We start from the raw sequence: 17,150 nt of genomic DNA, 5'->3' as shown, positions 1-17,150 counted from the left end.
ATATTATTACTTTATTTTTCGATAAAATATTATTATATTGTATTTTTTTACAGAAAGGACATATCGATATGAACGTTTTAGGAATTGTAGCAGAATATAATCCTTTTCACAATGGACATGAATACCAAATAAAAGAATTAAAAAAACAAATAGATGCTGATTATTGTATTATTGCTATGAGTGGTAATTTTTTGCAACGAGGAATTCCTTCTATATTAAGCAAACATTGCAGAGCTGAAATGGCTTTAAGAGCCGGAGCTGATTTAGTAATTGAAATTCCAAGTGTTTGGGCTTGTTCTTCCGCTGAATATTTTGCAAATGGTGGTGTAAACACTCTTCTTAACACCGGTGTTATCACACATTTAGGGTTTGGAGCTGAAACAACTAAGCTTTCCATGTTAAAAACCCTAGCAAGAATCTTCGTAGAAAACAATCCTAGCGTTCAGTCGAATCTTTTTTCGATGATTCGTTCTGGGAATAACTATGCTACTGCACGAGCAAATTCTTTAAACACTTTAATTGATTTTGTTTCTGCAAACAAAATATTAACTGATAGCATAAACTCTGGCGACATTCATTTATTAGAACTTGCTGATTCGAATATAAACGAGGTTCTAAGCGCTTCAAATAATATTTTAGGAATTGAGTACCTAAAGGTTCTATTGAAGAACAATTCCTCTGTTATCCCCATTTCACTTCCAAGGAAAGGTGGTACATATAACACACAAGAAATAACAGGACGATTTTCTTCTGCTACATCAATTAGGAATGATATTTTTAAAAATATTGATACTAATCTAGATAGTTACTCAAAAATGGAAGCAGATGAAATTCAAAAACATGCTTCAGATAATGCATCAACAATTACTTGGTTTGAGGCAGTTCCTGAAACGACCCGAAAAATTATTTTAAAAAATGAGCAAATTCTTATACATGAAGATGATATTTCAAGTATGTTAGGCTATAAATTATTCCTTGAAAAAAACAAAACATATAGCGATTATGCTGATTGTTCTGTTAATTTTTCTAATAAAATAGCAAACAACATATATGAATATGAGAATTTTACGCAATTTAGACATCTTCTAAAATCAAAAGATATAACTTATACTAGATTAAGTCGAATTTTACTTCATATATTATTAAATATAAAGCAAACAGATTATGATTTAGGGAAAGAATTAGGCTATGCTCCATACCTTAGAATTCTTGGTTTTAATAAAAACTCTAAAGATTTACTCAGCCATATTAAGCAAAATAGTAATTCACCTATGATTACAAAAGTTGCTGATGCATCTAATATTTTAGATAACAAAAAATATTCTTTTTTCGAAAAAGATTTATACATAAGTGATATTTATAATCAATTGATTTTACAAAAGAAAAATAATGCAACACAATTAAAAAATGAATTTAATCAACCACTTGTGATTGTGTAGTTCCTGTTTATAAAATGTTTTTTGTTGTCATAGTTTAGTTGCGATGTTTTTATTTATTGCATAAAAAAACATAGGGTTTAGCATATTTTTTACTAATCCTATGTTTTTTATACTAATTTATCTTATATTGTTTAAACAATCTTTATCATCTCATCAATAAAATCTAAAGTTGTATCTTTGTGTGAAACAACAACAACTGTCTTGTTTTTTGCTTCCTTGATTATTGCATTTAAAATTATTCCTTCATTCAAACTATCAATGTTACTTGTTGGCTCATCAAGAAGGAGAATTTTAGGATCATGTAAAAATGCTCGCGCAAGACCAATTCTTTGTTTTTGCCCATCTGACAATTTTGAACCTAGTTCTCCAACAATCGTATTATATCCTTTTGGCAAAGACTTTATGAATTTGTGTAATGATGCTTTTTTTGCAGCATCCACAACATCGCTATGTTCTGCTCTTGGATTTGCCAACATGATATTATTTTCAATAGTATCATTAAATATGTATGTTTCTTGAGAAACATATGACTCAATATCTCGCAAATTCGATGTATCGATATCTTTTATATCATCAATACCGAACTCAATTTTTCCTTTATCCGCATCCCAAAAATGCATCATAAGTTTAAGAATTGTTGATTTTCCACATCCACTTTTTCCGCTGATTCCGATTATCTTATTTTTTGGAACAACAAAACTTACATTATCAAGTGCTTTTTCGTTATTTTGATATTCAAACGAAACATTATCAAATATTATATCTTCACTTCCGATACGTTTATCAAATTTTATTTCCGGAACTTCAGGTTTTTCTGATAATAATCCTAGAACTCGCCTTCCACTTGCAACTACATGTGGTAAATTGTTTGTTAAATTGGATAATGCAATAACAGGTCCAAAAGAACTCATAATCGCAGCCATACCTAATACCGTATTTTCAATTGATATTGATTCATCCGTAATACTTGCATGAATCAAAACTACAAATATTAAATAAGAACTTGCCAAAATCATAAACTGCATAAACACTTTTTGTTTTTCTTCTAATCTACCCAATCTAATTTTTAAAAATGATAAATCATCGTTTCTGTCTGCAATTTCATATAATCTTTTTTCACCATTTGAGTATTGTAAAGTTTCTTTGATTCCTCTTAAAGAAATAAGAACAAAACTGTTTATATCTGCAATTTTGTTTCTGTATTCTGTTGCTGCTTTTTCTCCTTTTTTTCCAAAAACAAGTGGATAAGCAAAACCAATTGTAATATAAGACACAAATGCAATTAATCCAGCAATTGGTGAAATTTCTCCAATAAAAGCAGTCATAAATGCAATTATAAACACACCGATAATAATTGGTGATATTGTGTGTGCATAAAAGACTTCTAGCAACTCTATATCTGATGTAATTAACGAAATAAGATTTCCCTTATCCTTTGCTTCTAATTTTGCAGGGCAAAGTTTTCTTAACTGCTTAAATACTTTAGCTCGTATAATTGCTAAAACTTTAAATGCAATATAGTGATTGCAGTATTGTTCAAGATAGGCAAGCACTCCTCTTAAAACTGCAACAATCAATAAAATTTCTAACCATCCGGCATCTTTTTGCCCCTTAAGTAAGCACAAGTTATACGTTGCTTTTAGGGTAATTGAAATGGCACATAAGTATCCTAAAATCCCACAAACTGTTGCTATAAATAGCACAAGCAACAATGGTTTTATTAATTTTAATAACTCTTTTATTATAGAAATATTACTGGTTTTAACGTTCGATTTCGGTTGAGTCGCCGTTTCTACCATATCAGTGTTTTCTTCGGATACCACATTCTTTTTTGCTTTATTTTCAACAAACTTAATCTTTTTAACTTTTGTTTTTTCTACTGAATAATTCTCTAACGATTTTTGTTTGTTATAAAGCTGTGCATAAACTCCGTCTTGCTCAAGTAACTCCTCATGAAGACCGCTCTCTAAAATTCGTCCATTTTCTAACATATAAATCTTATCGCAATCAACAACATTTTCTAATCTATGCGAAATAAGGATTATTGTCTTTTTGTCAGAAAGCTTCTTAACTACCTCAATTATTTTCTCTTCACTTTCTTTATCAATGTTGCTTGTTGCTTCATCAAAAATATAAAATGGTGCATCTTTAAGAAGTGCCCTTGCAATTGCAAGTCTTTGTCTTTGTCCTCCTGAAAAATTACTTCCATCTTCCTCTATAACTGTATCTAAACCATCTTTCTGTTCAAGCGTATCAAAAAGATCAACTTGTTTAAGCATTTTATTTAATATTTCATCAGTTGCGTTTGGATTACCAAGTAACAAATTATCTCTTACATTTCCTTTAAAAAGATAACTATCACCAGTTACAACAACTATGTTTTCACATAAAGATTTTTTATTAACATCAGACATTTCTTTACCTTGGATGTTTATTCTTCCAACATAGCCACCCAACTGTCCTGAAACAATCCTTGCTAATGTACTTTTTCCACAGCCTGATTTACCAACAATTGCAATAAAATCTCCTGGATTTATGTTAAAAGAAATTCTATCTAACACATTTTGTCCATCCTTATACGTATAGCCAACATTATCCATTTTAATAAAAATTGGTTCTGTTGTAATTTTAGCATCCTTTTCCTCTTCTTCTGGCAAATCAAGAAATCCAAATATATTATCACTAGCAGTCATACCATTCATTGCAACATGGAAAAAAGATCCTAATTTTCTAAATGGTAAAAAGAATTCGACTGACAATAAAATTACTGCAAATGCTGAACCAAAACTAATTTTTCCTGCACTATACTGAATTAAAACAATAATGATTCCTAACGCTGAGCCTCCACAAGTCATTATATCCATTAATGTCAATGAGTTAAGCTGCATTGTCAAAACCTTCATTGTGGATTTTCTAAATTGTTCGGATTTTTCATTCAATTCATCTGCTTTTGCCTTATCTGCCTGATATATTTTTAAAGTTGTTAAGCCTCGCAAATTTTCCAAAAATAAATCTCCTAAATCAGTGTATGATTTCCAATATTTTCCAACTATTTTTCTTGCTATCTTAGAAACCAAAGCTATTGAAATTGGAATTAAAGGCACACAAATCAGCAATATAAAGCCATCAATTATATTTTTTGAACATATGCACAAAAAAAGTAAAAATGTTGCAGCCACACTATACACCAACTGTGATAAGTACTTGCTAAAATACACTTCAAGATTCTCTACTCCTTCAACCGCTAATTGAACTAGATTACTTGTCTCAATTTTTTCATTATACGACATCCCTAATCGTAATAATTTTTGATAAATTTTCTCTCTTAATATACTTTTCACATTAAGGCTTATCTTTGTTGTCGCGTTAATATAAAATTTTTCACAAATACAACATACAATAATAGAGATAAATGTTTTTAACGCAAAAAAGACGATTTGTGTCTCAGCCAAATCGCCTTTGATTGCCTTATCCACTAATGATGAAGCCATGAAAATCATGTAAATTCTTAATATTAAAATTGAAAATTGTAACAATATTTGATAATAAATATATTTTTTTGCATTATCTAATAAATTAACTAGTCTTTTCTTTATCATCTTATCTATTGCTCCTTACAGCTATCGTTAATATTTTTTAAAGTCAAATTTTTGTAATTAATTTTAATTTCTTTTGCATCTTTTAAAAAGCCATCATGCCATTTTTCATATTCATCCTTGTCTAAAAATGTCATATCTGAGTTATCTTTCTTTATTACGTATAAAATTTTATCGTTGTCTTTATCTTTATCTGTTGGAAATTGATCTAGCTCCTCACTCTCTGTCTCTGAATCATCTGCAAATATTTCTGAAACATAGCCTTGATTTATATATTTCTTTTGAGTAGAATCATATTTCCAAACTCCATATGGCCACAATCGATCAGCTGATCTATTGAGTGCAACTGTTACATCATCACAAATTACTCCATTATCATAAACATGAACTGATGGATAGCAACTCATTTTTTCTACAACTTCACCATTTTTAGAATCATATCCATAAATTTTGCCTTGAACGTATTCATTGTCCGCCGTTGTAAAAAGAACTATCAATTCATCTTGCCCATCTTTATCTACATCATATATTGCATACTGATTGTTCTCTATGTCACTTGATTCAGCTAGTTTAACTTCCTTGTCCCCTAGTATATGCTCATTATGTAGCCTTGTAAGAATTGTCTTGTATCCAACAAGTGCCTTATTGGTCTTTTTAGTACTTGAATTATTCTTAGTAGACTTGCTTTGTTTGTTATTCTGAGAAGTCTCTGTTTTTTTTGTAGTACTTGGTTCTGTTTTTCCTTTTGTTTCACATCCAATTAATGTAGCACAAGTTATTGTAGCAATTATAAAAATCTTTGTAAATTGTGTAACTCTTTTCATATGGCTCCTCCTATTCCTTAATATTTGAAAAAATTCTATACACTTTAATTATATCATAATCAGATTGTTATTCAATTGTTTAATTAGCAAAAAAAGATGTTCTCACACGATAAATATCGTATGAGAACATCTAGTGTGTTTTATATTAAACTTGTTATGTTTTTAATTAATAAAAATTGGATGTTGATTATTCTTCTTAATTTTCTTGTTCTGGTGTATTTTTAATTAATTCAATTGCTTCATTTCTAGCTGTTGTTTCTGAAATACCTTTCGCCTGTACAGCATATGCTTTAACATCCAAGTTATTTAATTTGACTTTATTATTAGCATCTTTTCCAGAATAGTCTTCAACATCTCCTCTTAATGTTGCTTCTTTAAATAACGTATAATTATTACCAGCTTCAGCTATACCTTTATAACGATATACTAAAACATCACTTGGTAAACCTTCTGCTGTTACAAGTTCCCAATCATTTCCAATATCCACTTGATACTGAGTTTTTTGAGTTTTTTCCTTATTTTCAGCATCTGAATCTGTAGAAGCATTCTTAACTGTTACATAAATATATGCATCAGCAGAATTCGCATCCATTATAACTGTTGGATCCTTGAAAACTTTCTCACCTGGTACTATTCCATCGTAGGTATTAGTATCAACAGTCCACTTTCCATCTCCATCATAGTCCCAACCATAGGCTTCATCCAATTTCTTTACAGGTGTAATCACTCCACCATTACCATCATCCAAAAGGTCAGGATTCTCTCCTGGTTCAGTTCCAACTTTTGATTCTAACAAATCAACATTTAAACCATTACCAATTGTAAAAACGTTGGAAACTTCATCTGTTTTCTGGCTTAAATAAGCTAATGTTCCGCCAATCCCAATTGCTCCAATTAATGTAACTGATCCTAAAACTGTTGCCATTTTTTTCTTGTTCATAATTCTACTCTCCTTTAAATTATTGTTTTTATACTCCATATATATAAATCTATCATCACTTAGTCACATAATAGTAACAAATGATAAATTTATTGCATTTTGAAAAAAATAACTACTCTTCATTATGCCAGTCGTCATTATAAACTTCTTTTTCTGATAAGGCATCAGGTAAAAAGTTTAATAACAGAACTATTACGATTAGTCCACATAAAACTGCTACTCCAATTGGTGTCTTTGAATAAATTGAAACATATCCTAAATATGGAATATTAAAAGAATATTTTCCAACTATATTTTCTTTTGTAATTGTCGCACCATCAACAGTATTGTTTGCATCACCTTTAGTTGTATATGTACCGTCTGAATTTATGTTTTCGATTCTATGAGTTACGATAGTATCTTTTGCAAGTTTAAATGTAACAATATCACCTTTTTTCAAATTGCTCTCTTTTACTTTCTTTGTGTAAACTAATGAGCCTACCTGAAGTTTTGGTTTCATACTTCCACTTAAAACTGCAAATTCATCATACCCCATTGCTCTTGGTATAAATAACAAACCTGCCACTGCTAATAATCCTAACATTAATAATGTTGCTAAAAAACTACAAATTTTCTTAATCATAATACTCTCCCTACCCTTACTTAATTATTCTAGTCTTTTACTAGTCTATTTTTTATCAACATCTGAAAATACAGACTTGATAGTTTCTACATCATACGTTTTGCTTGCATTATATCCTGATGCACTCACCGATTCCTGATATACTGTGACATCAAAATTTACATTTACATCATTTCCTACAAAAACTCCACTAAAAATATTCTCAGTAGATTCACCTGCTACAATTGGCTTATTATAATAGTAATAACCATCCGAATAAATCCAACCTATTTTTTCATCATCTGTATCTGGTTCTCCATACAAAACATCTTTATCTTTTCCAAGTAAACTTTTGTATTTATTATCACTACTAGTTGCAACATTAAAAGTTGTTCCTTCCCATGTTCCAGATAATAATCTAATCTTATTTGTATCTTCACTATCATCATAATCAGCAATATCCGGTGTAACCAAAACCCTTGCTCTTACGAAAGCTCTTATTGCACCTTTATTAACCACATGTGGTGTTTTTTTAATAGTTGTATTCTTTTGAATTTGGCCTTCAAATTCTTCCTCTATTTCAGTCTTTAACGAACCCGTTGTAAAAGAATTTTCAACAGCTTCTGTTTGAGTTTTAAAGTATGCAACAGTACTCGTAGCACCAATGATTATTGCGGCTGCAACAACGCTTGCAACAATTTTTTTCTTTTTTAAGATTTCCTTCATCAGTTATACCCCTCCATACACGAAATCTTATAGTTTCTCATGCTCAAATCAATGAGCATGAGATAACCTATATTGTTTAGTTTTCAACTTTTTCATTTGCCTTATTGATTATATCAATAAGATAAACTCTATATTCATTTTCACCATCATTATCCACTATCTCGGTCGATGATGCTGAACCGCCTAAATCAAAGGTATTCTTTACAGCATCAGTATCTGTTGGCTTTTCTGAATGATTCATACTGTTTATAAATTTAGCGGTTGCACTATAACTACGACACAAATCTTCATAATTTCCATCCAATGGCTTATTATTATCTTTAAAACTAATCTCAACTGTTTTATTGTTCTCATTAGTTTTTGCAAAGCTTCCAGTCGATTTAACATCGTCTAGTTTATAGCCCATCGTTGATAATTCAGAAACCACATAATATCCCTTTGTAAGATTTTTAATCGATGTACTGATAATATATCCTTCACCATCTTCTGTTTCTTTTAGAGTATAGTTTTCTTTATCAGTAAATCTAACTGTTTTATATAGTTCAACAGTTTTATCATTCAAACGTGATTCATCATCGTCACTTAATGGTGTATACAATATCTTAAATGTAAAAGTTGCATCTCCATATTTCTTTGCTTTTTCATAATCTGCCTTTGATATAACTTTTGATATTTCTAAAGAAGCAGGTACTACATTTACACTATATGTTCCTGAAGCATCCACTGTCTGCCCTGGAGCAAGGAAATTCACATAATTTCCTAGTCTTGACGAATAAATATCTAGAAGTTTATTTCTTCTTTCTTCTCCAGAATATGGTTTATAAACCGTTGTTAACTTATACGTCTCTACATGTTTCCCTTCTTTATCAAGTCTATGATCTTCACATGTATTTGTTCCATTTGTTTCAAGCGTATACTCAATAACTCCATCTGCATCATCTGCTGAACCATAATTATACAATTCTGTTATTGTGCTTGTTGTATTTGATTCATTGATCTGACTTGTTAATTTAGCTAAAACATCATTATCCACTGCGAAATCAGACAACTTACTTTCTCCTTGATCTGTCAGGCTCCTAACTGTTTTCCATACATTCTTAAGTTTTGTTCCTAACAAATAAGTTTCATCTTTATCTGCAAATTTTCCTGCCTTCAATGGAACATCTACTGTTGGCATATCTAATTGTTTAATACTATTTCCAACAATTACGCATGAACTAGATCCATTAGTTGGAATACTATATCCTCCTAAGTATGAATCTTTTGCTTTTAATTTAAAACTAACATTCCATTTTGTCTTACCATCAGCATCCAAATCTTCTAATTCCTGATTAGACCATCTGATTCCTTTTACAACACCACCTGTTCCAACAACAATTCCTTTAATATTACCTGATACAATCTCGTCTCCAACTTTATAAAGTGTATTATCTGATTTAACAAGTTCAAACCTATCATCTATGTAATCTACAATTTCTCCCTTTTGCTTTTCTATACTAATTAAAGCAGTTGTAAATGCCTCTGATAGATTTTCTATACCATTTACGTTGATAACTTTCCCTTCTGAAGAAATACTTCTTACAATACCACCTACTTCACTAACCGCATCAATTCCCCATATAGTAACACCGTTCGTTTTCATTCTGTTCGCTACAGTTACAGTACTATTGTAGTCTTGTGCAGCACCATCAGAGAAAAATATTAAGTGATTATCTTTATCATTTAAAATATCCTGACCTGAATTAAATTGATTCTCTGCTTCTGTTAATCCATATGAAGGATATGTTGCTCCCGAACCAACTCGCGTAATGTCATCCACTTTGTTCTTTATACTCTCTCTATTAGCTGAAACATTTACAATGTTCTGAAGTGCTTTTGCCTTTGTATCAAATAGCACAATACCTAAGTTGGATTCTCCATCTATATTATCCACTAACTCTTTTGTTGCTTGTTTCATAGTCTCCATTCCTGTAGTGTATAATTCTGTTGGGCAATCATCTTCTTTTACTTTTCTGCGATCAAGTTTTACATTTGTAATAACTCCAAATAAACCACGTGTAATATTGAAATAATACCTATACCACGCACCACCTTCATAACGCAACAAAGTAGTATTCTCCTTTACCCTACCATAGCATTTTGAGTCATTTTTAACATAACTTATTCCTAATAAAGACTCCAGTGTTTTTTTATCTGTTTTACTTAAAGCTGAGTCTAAAGTATCCGGACAACAATTTCCAATGCCGTTAAGTTTTTCTGATGAATAAGTTCTAGATTTATCTAGTGTATCGAGTTTTTCAAACACCTCTTTCCTAGTTCCACTAAGTGCCATTACGTTTCTATATAGCATTGAGTTAGAAGTATCTAAAACTAATACTATGTTAGAATTTCTTTTTTCACTATGCTCTATTGGTTTTGCTGCAACTCCAATATTTATTTGATAAGTTCTATCTTTTTCTGAAAGCAATTTAGCTGTCTTAACTGCTGATATATCCTCTGTATTCTCAGCTGGTCTAAATTTCATTCTTAAAGTACCCTTACCTGCACCTCTTTCCAAGTAAAATACCTGCATTCTATGGGCATTTCCATCTGCATAGCCTGTAGTTGAACTTTGTTCCTGTTGCACATTCTGATTTGAGTTTTCATTAACTTTTATAATCGCTGCCGTTCCACCATCTTTATTATAATACTCAACTACACCTGTTATTACGTTAAGCTTAGCTGTAACAGCATCATGAATGCCACCAACATCCACTACTTTTGTTCCATCAATATATGCACACAAATCATCATCTGCTGAAAATTCAAAAATATATTTATCATCTGAAGTATTATTTTTTTCAGACTCAGGAACAACAAAATTAAAATCTGTCATAACACCAAAGTGGAATTTTTCACCAGTTTTGTTTTCAAATGGGAAAAAACTTCCTGCTTCCGTAGGTGTACCACCTGCTGCAATTTCTCCAGTTTCTGGATCAAATATTGCTTCATTTTTATCACTGTCATAAGAATATTCACCGTCACTAGACTTTATATACAGCTTTGTTGTATCTATATTATAATATCCTGTAACATAAGGATCTTCATCTGTATAATAATATGTCTTATCACTGTTATAATTTGTTGTACTGAATAATGGTAATGTATGTACACCTGGCGATTCAACTAATGCTCCATTCACAAGATTATCCGCAAATATGCCTTGATAAGCTGTTCCATTTATACACTTATTAAATCCAGTTTCATCAAGTACTGTAGCACCACCGCCTATAAACTGTAATGCTTTCTTATCCCCTCGTGTATAATAATTATATTCATTTATTGTTTGATACTCTGTTCCAGTACCATTTGTTTCTTCATTAACCGATCCATTATCAGCCTCACCTCTTGTAGGTTGTTCAGAATCACTACTTTTTGGTGCAGGTTGTTCTGTATCTGTACCTTCTTCTTGAGCTGATTTATTTTCATTTAAGCTCTGATCAGATGTATTATTATTATCTGCTTTCTTCTCAGTTACACTTTCATTCTTTTCTGTTTCGTTTTCGGCTTTTTGAGTCGACTCCTCTTTTTCAGTAGCTTCCTCTCTTAAAGCACTTGGTTGAGCTGTTTTATCAGGTTTCGTTTTATATTTAAACAAACTAACTCTAACCGGACTCTTGTAAGCTGTCTCTACTTGCTGATTTGATGGATCTGAGTTAGATGATGATTCAGCACCAGCACTACCAATATTTCCCATCATCATCAAACCAGCTAATATCACCGCTAATGATTTTTTGCATACTGTTCTTGGTTTCATGTAACTCCTCCTTATACTCACCCTATGAATAATTTACCACCCTCATAGTAAATGCGATTCATTTATTAATATAAACATAATAACAACATACAGTCACACGCTAGTCACACGACTATATTTTATGCCATTTTTTTACTATCTAGCCTTCAAAGAGATTATCTGCTCTTGTTGCTAATTCAACTGGCTCTAAATCAATTTGTACGGAAACTGATTTATTTTTATCGTTTTTTTCTAGCAAGTTTTCTATTATTCTATTTGAAACCATTATTCCATTTTCAGTACTACACGATGGAAGTAAAACTATATATTGTGACGCAGAATACTTTGAAATAACATCACCAATTCTTAATGAATCTATAAGAATCTTTTCTAATGCCACCATCGCTTTTTTTACTTGATATTCTGTCATTTCATTTTTTGTTTTATAACAACTATCTAATGTAATTAAAAGGACTTGTCCCTCATCATCATCTCTTGCATTCATTCTTGCATTTAATCTATATATTTCCTTAAAAACCTGATAGCCACAAACAAAAGCCCCTTCAATATCTTCATCAATTTCGTTTATGTCATCATATACTTCATCCATCTCATTCACAATATCATTCTTGTTGTATGATAGTATTTTTTCGTAAACAGCATCTAATTTTTCCGTTTTATCAATCTTAAGCTCAGACAAAAGCAATTTTTTTGCTTTATCATAAGCTTCATATGCTAAAGAAATTTTATTTTGTTCTATTAAAGATTCTAATAGGTAACAATAGATTTCTTCTTCTACATTATCTATTTTTATTACTTTATTACATAATTTCTCTAATTCTGTCATATTGTTGTTCTTGGAAAGTATTTCAGCTAGTTCTTTTGCTGTAGATAAGTATAACGAATGATAGTAAGTATTTAATGTCAATATCCAATACATTTCTAAAAATGCTGGCATAAAATCGCCCTTGTAAATTTCTAGTCCTTCTTGATACATTAGAATTGCTTTGTCTTTATCTTGATCTTTTGCATTCACTACAATTTGTTTAAATCTTTCGATGTCTAACTCAACCTCGACTTGTGGATTCCATTTATAAGTTCCACAACTATTTAAGATAACATCCTCTATTTCAAATTCTTTTCTAAAGAAATTCCTTAAACGGTATATCAAATTCTTGAGTGCACCCGCCGGGTTCGTAACATCAGTCCCTTCCCAAATAGCCGTGCACAAACGCTCACTATTGAGTTCTTCGTTTCTATATATCAACAAATACAATAAAACTTTAGTCATCATAGCTGACCTAATCTCTTTCATTTCAATCACTTTATCTTTATACAGTAATTGAAACCTTCCTAAAGTGTTAACTTTTAACATAATATCATTCCTCTTTCGTAGAAAATTTATTATTTTTATATATATTTGTTTATTATTTATGCTTTTTTTTGTTTGTTTTTTTATATTTTATCACTTTTTTATTCTAAACGCCACAAAAATTTAATATATTTTTAGAAAAATTTTATATTCTCTTTATAACTACAAATTATAGAATTTTTGTTATATTACTTACTTTTATAATCATTTCTAGCAATAATATTTCATGAATTGTATAAAAGCCAAAAAAAAGATGCCACCAATAAGTTTCCTTACGATGGCACCTAAAAATATATAATTGGGGGTTTCATTTTTCTTTTTTTTGCATTTTCTTAATTCTTTTTGTTTTTACTAACAGCAATTACTGCTCCAATACCAAATGCTGATGTTAAAAGAATAATTCCTACTATAATCAATACCAAATTATTCATAAAGAAATTTGATGATTTTTTTTCATGATTATTGTTATTATCATCAATTCCTGCTGATTTTGGTGTTTTATTATCATCAATTTCTGCGTTTTCTCCACCGTTAGCATTTTCTGGATTATCTACATTTGCATCTGGATTTGCTCCTGCTGGAGTTGGATTATCTGCGATGTTCGCTCCGGCTCCGGCTCCCGCTCCTGCTCCGGCGGCTCCGGCTCCCGCTCCTGCTCCGGCGGCTCCGGCTGCTGCTAAACCACCTGTTGTGGCAACAGTTGCAGCTGGAATAGTAACCGGTGTCGCTGGTGTAGTAATTACATTTCCAGGTACATAAGTTGTTCCTGTATAAGCATAATAGAATGTAATCAAGTTATCTTGACCTTTTTCAAGCTTATGTGTAACTGGCTGATTAGTTGTTGCATACTGATTAATTACTATAGGTGATACTGTTATTTCATCTCCAGCACTACCGTAAACAATTACCGGTGCTGCAATAGCTTCATTTGATTGTGCATCTAAATATCTAATAGTATATGGTACTGGATTTACAATTTTACCATAATCCAATACAAATTCTTTATTCTGGCTTATATCAGTTTTTCCAGCAAAGTCATCATCTGATAGTCCCCATCGTTTCATATCATTTAACAATGCATATGAACTATTTGTCTTTAATGCCCCTGCAAAAAAATTATATAAACCTGTTGTATCTGATATAACATAACCAAACCCATCGTAAATTGCTTTTGGAATACTTGTTCCTTTTTCAACTGTAAGTCTAATAAATTTTTCTTTTATTTCAACTTTCGAAACAGAATTCGAGCCAACTTTACTGCTTTGTTTTAAGTTAGAACTAGATAAATTAAAACTTCCTACATCGCCCGCTCTAAATGTTATTGTCTGTTTTAATCCTGCTGCATCAATCTCTACCGGTCTAACAACTGTAAAAATTAAAACAAACGCGAGAAAAAAGCCAAATAATCTATTCATCTTTTTTTTCATATCACTCATCACCCTTTCTGTTCTTTTTTATTATTGCAAAACCTGCTAAAGCAATCCCAGCAATCATAGCTAAAACTAAACTTGCAATTGCTACATCATTTGTTTTTACTTTTCTTGTAAAACTTGAAAGAGTGTTTTTTGCGGTACTTAAAGGTGATGTAGATGTTGAAACTGTATCAGGGCCATAAACTATTTCATGATTAACATCATAGGCCCTAAAATTAAATTTTAATTGTGCAGTTGCGTTTGAATAGTCTACAACTGTTGTACTATCATTTCCCTCCCCTTCTATGGTAAGAGTTAAGTAAATGTTTGTTGACTCATTTTTTGCAAGTTGTGCCACATATGTATAATCTTTTAAGTCACTAATTTCTGCCAATCCTTCTGAACTACCATTTGAATTTGCATTTTCATATCCACCAGCTACAGCGTTTAGAAGTGATTTTGCACTGTCTTTGTTTTTCCCAACTGAAATATCATATACATAAGCACCACCCGATGATTTATTAGCTTCTTCGAGCTTATCTATGGTCTCTTCGGCTAAGTAAAAGTCCATCAGATTGTCGCTCTTATTCTCTAGCTCAATCACTTGTGTCCTTGTATCTCCAGGCGCAATTCCCTCAAATTCATCGCCTAGTAAAGTTACTGAATTACCTATTTTTTTTATATTCCCTTCATACACAAATTGCTTATTTGCATTAAAGACTACTTTAGGAAGATTTGCGGCAAAGACTGTTGAATTTCCAAATATTGACACAACCACAGCCGTCGCTAATGCTAATATTTTTTTATTCATACCCCTACTCCTTTTTATTCTTCTGCTATTTTTTCAATATTACCTTTGCCATCTAAAGTAGGAAATACTCCCCATTCAGCTGGCATACCTTTTTCAACATTCTGTGCTTGCACTGAATAAGCTGCAATCTTGAATTGAAGTTTGCCGTCAATGTAATCATTGTTTATTCTCGAATCATATGATATTGCATCTAAAAAATCAGATGATTTTTCGCCAGGTTCAATTTTCTTTGTATAGTATAAAACCATTTCAATTCCATCGTTTTTTGCAACAATCCAATCTCCAACTTTGTATTGTTCATCATATGAATCAACTTTTTTTATTAATTTTCCATCTATCTTAAATCCAACATAATCATCTTCTAATTCTTTTTCATCTAATGTATCATTATTCCATGTAGAAGAAATCACAACCTTTGAATACATGCTATACGCATTTTCACCTCGACTTGTATTTTTCAAATCCAGTTTGCATTCCTTATCAGAACCAATTACTATTTCTCCATTAGATTCTCTCAAAGTAGAAAGTCCCGTACCTTCAATCTCTACATTAACTGATCCCTCTGTAATATCTACAACAGCTGCGCCTATATTTTCTGTTGTTGAATAACTAGCCGCTAATGAACCACCAATTGCAGCAACAGCAAGTAAGCCAACTGCTCCAGCCAACTTTACATACTTTTTTTTCATATAAGCCCCTCCAAACCATTTTATTATACTCCTTAGATAAAACTATTATATTTATTGGTAGTCACACGCAAGTCACATGTAAGAATTTTTTTAATAAAAAAAACCTTAAAATAAACAAAATCACTTTTTAATCATATAATTTGCTTACTTCTAAGGTTTTATTAGTTTTATTACATTTTCTTTACTATAATGTCAATAAATCTTTCCATATCGGCATCATTTTTATTAACACCACTAGTATTGACATTCTTTACAACCTTTTTATTTGATAAGTTTCTTAAAGAAACTTCTTCTGGTAAAAAAGGTCTCATCTCAACTTTTTTTGAGTAAATATCTTTTTGTTTTTTTGAAGCCCAATTAGGTTCATCTAAATTCATTTTTCTTGGCATTTTATCTCACATCCTTGTATATAAATGATTCCTTTCAAGAAAAATGAAAAAGAAATTTATGCTCGTACTAGAATTTTCTTATTGAATCTTCTTCATCACTTGAAGAATTATCAATTTTTTTTACTATTACATAATATGAAAAACTATCATTAACTTTAACCTGGCATCTATCTCCAACTTTATGGCCATAAATAGCTGCTCCTAAAGGTGACTCTTTACTTATTAAATTCTTTAATGAATTGCCTCTGACAGTTGTAACAATCTTATATGTTTCTGTGACATCATCATCTTCAAAATAAACATCAACCGTGTTATTCATTCCAACTTCATCTTCTTTCGACTCGTCCGAAATCACAACAGCTGTCTTTATCATTTTTTCAAGATAACGAATTCGGCTTTCGTTTTCATTTTTGAATTTTTTAGCCGCCTTATACTCAAAGTTCTCACTTAAATCTCCTTGCGCACGAGCTTCTTTAACATCCTCTAGTGCTGACTTTCGCACCACAAGCTTTCTGTATTCTATTTCTTCTTTCATCTTTCTAATGTCACTTTCGGTTAGTTCATCATGCATCTTTA

General features: G+C 31.1%; 13 protein-coding genes. 1 reads left to right on the top strand and 12 read right to left on the bottom strand.

What is annotated here, in order from left to right; all coding sequences use genetic code 11:
* The first annotated feature begins 68 nt into the window (after window positions 1–68).
* On the top strand, window positions 69–1,439 hold the full coding sequence (locus BLV79_RS03110) for a tRNA(Met) cytidine acetate ligase (protein ID WP_074716108.1): 1,371 nt from the start codon (window positions 69–71) through the stop codon (window positions 1,437–1,439).
* Between the two features lie 131 nt (window positions 1,440–1,570).
* Here the strand turns inward: BLV79_RS03110 and BLV79_RS12995 are convergent, their stop codons facing one another.
* From BLV79_RS12995 to BLV79_RS03050, 12 genes are all read right to left on the bottom strand, one after another.
* Complete coding sequence (locus BLV79_RS12995; RefSeq protein WP_074716106.1) at window positions 1,571–5,038, bottom strand: thiol reductant ABC exporter subunit CydD/CydC; 3,468 nt, start codon at window positions 5,036–5,038, stop codon at window positions 1,571–1,573.
* A gap of 5 nt (window positions 5,039–5,043) precedes the next feature.
* The gene (locus BLV79_RS03100) at window positions 5,044–5,859 is read right to left on the bottom strand and encodes a hypothetical protein (protein ID WP_074716105.1); all 816 of its coding nucleotides are present in this window, start codon (window positions 5,857–5,859) and stop codon (window positions 5,044–5,046) included.
* A gap of 196 nt (window positions 5,860–6,055) precedes the next feature.
* The gene (locus BLV79_RS03095; RefSeq protein WP_074716103.1) at window positions 6,056–6,799 is read right to left on the bottom strand and encodes a SipW-dependent-type signal peptide-containing protein; all 744 of its coding nucleotides are present in this window, start codon (window positions 6,797–6,799) and stop codon (window positions 6,056–6,058) included.
* A 112-nt stretch (window positions 6,800–6,911) separates the two neighbouring features.
* Window positions 6,912–7,421, bottom strand: coding sequence for a signal peptidase I (locus tag BLV79_RS03090; RefSeq protein WP_074716101.1), 510 nt, complete (start codon window positions 7,419–7,421; stop codon window positions 6,912–6,914).
* Between the two features lie 45 nt (window positions 7,422–7,466).
* Entirely contained in the window at window positions 7,467–8,126 is a 660-nt protein-coding gene (locus BLV79_RS03085) for a BsaA family SipW-dependent biofilm matrix protein (RefSeq protein ID WP_074716099.1), read from the bottom strand.
* Window positions 8,127–8,202: 76 nt separating this feature from the next.
* Window positions 8,203–11,922 carry a VWA domain-containing protein gene (locus BLV79_RS03080; protein ID WP_074716097.1) on the bottom strand — a complete coding sequence of 1,240 codons (3,720 nt, stop codon included), beginning with the start codon at window positions 11,920–11,922 and terminating at the stop codon, window positions 8,203–8,205.
* Between the two features lie 139 nt (window positions 11,923–12,061).
* A complete protein-coding gene (locus BLV79_RS03075; RefSeq protein ID WP_074716095.1) occupies window positions 12,062–13,276 on the bottom strand; it encodes an AfsR/SARP family transcriptional regulator in 1,215 nt (404 codons plus the stop codon).
* 329 nt (window positions 13,277–13,605) lie between these two features.
* Window positions 13,606–14,700, bottom strand: coding sequence for a MucBP domain-containing protein (locus BLV79_RS12410; protein WP_083354414.1), 1,095 nt, complete (start codon window positions 14,698–14,700; stop codon window positions 13,606–13,608).
* A 1-nt stretch (window position 14,701) separates the two neighbouring features.
* Window positions 14,702–15,496: a hypothetical protein gene (locus BLV79_RS03065; RefSeq protein WP_074716094.1), complete on the bottom strand. Its 795-nt coding sequence runs from the start codon at window positions 15,494–15,496 to the stop codon at window positions 14,702–14,704.
* A 14-nt stretch (window positions 15,497–15,510) separates the two neighbouring features.
* Window positions 15,511–16,185, bottom strand: coding sequence for a hypothetical protein (locus BLV79_RS03060; RefSeq protein WP_074716093.1), 675 nt, complete (start codon window positions 16,183–16,185; stop codon window positions 15,511–15,513).
* A 170-nt stretch (window positions 16,186–16,355) separates the two neighbouring features.
* A complete protein-coding gene (locus BLV79_RS03055; RefSeq protein ID WP_074716091.1) occupies window positions 16,356–16,574 on the bottom strand; it encodes a hypothetical protein in 219 nt (72 codons plus the stop codon).
* A 67-nt stretch (window positions 16,575–16,641) separates the two neighbouring features.
* Window positions 16,642–17,145, bottom strand: coding sequence for a GreA/GreB family elongation factor (locus BLV79_RS03050; RefSeq protein WP_074716089.1), 504 nt, complete (start codon window positions 17,143–17,145; stop codon window positions 16,642–16,644).
* Window positions 17,146–17,150 lie beyond the last annotated feature (5 nt).

This window comes from Lachnobacterium bovis DSM 14045, assembly GCF_900107245.1.
Lineage (GTDB): Bacteria > Bacillota > Clostridia > Lachnospirales > Lachnospiraceae > Roseburia > Roseburia bovis.
The sequence above is the reverse complement of the archived record's forward strand: the minus strand, read 5'-3'. Positions and strand labels throughout refer to the sequence as shown.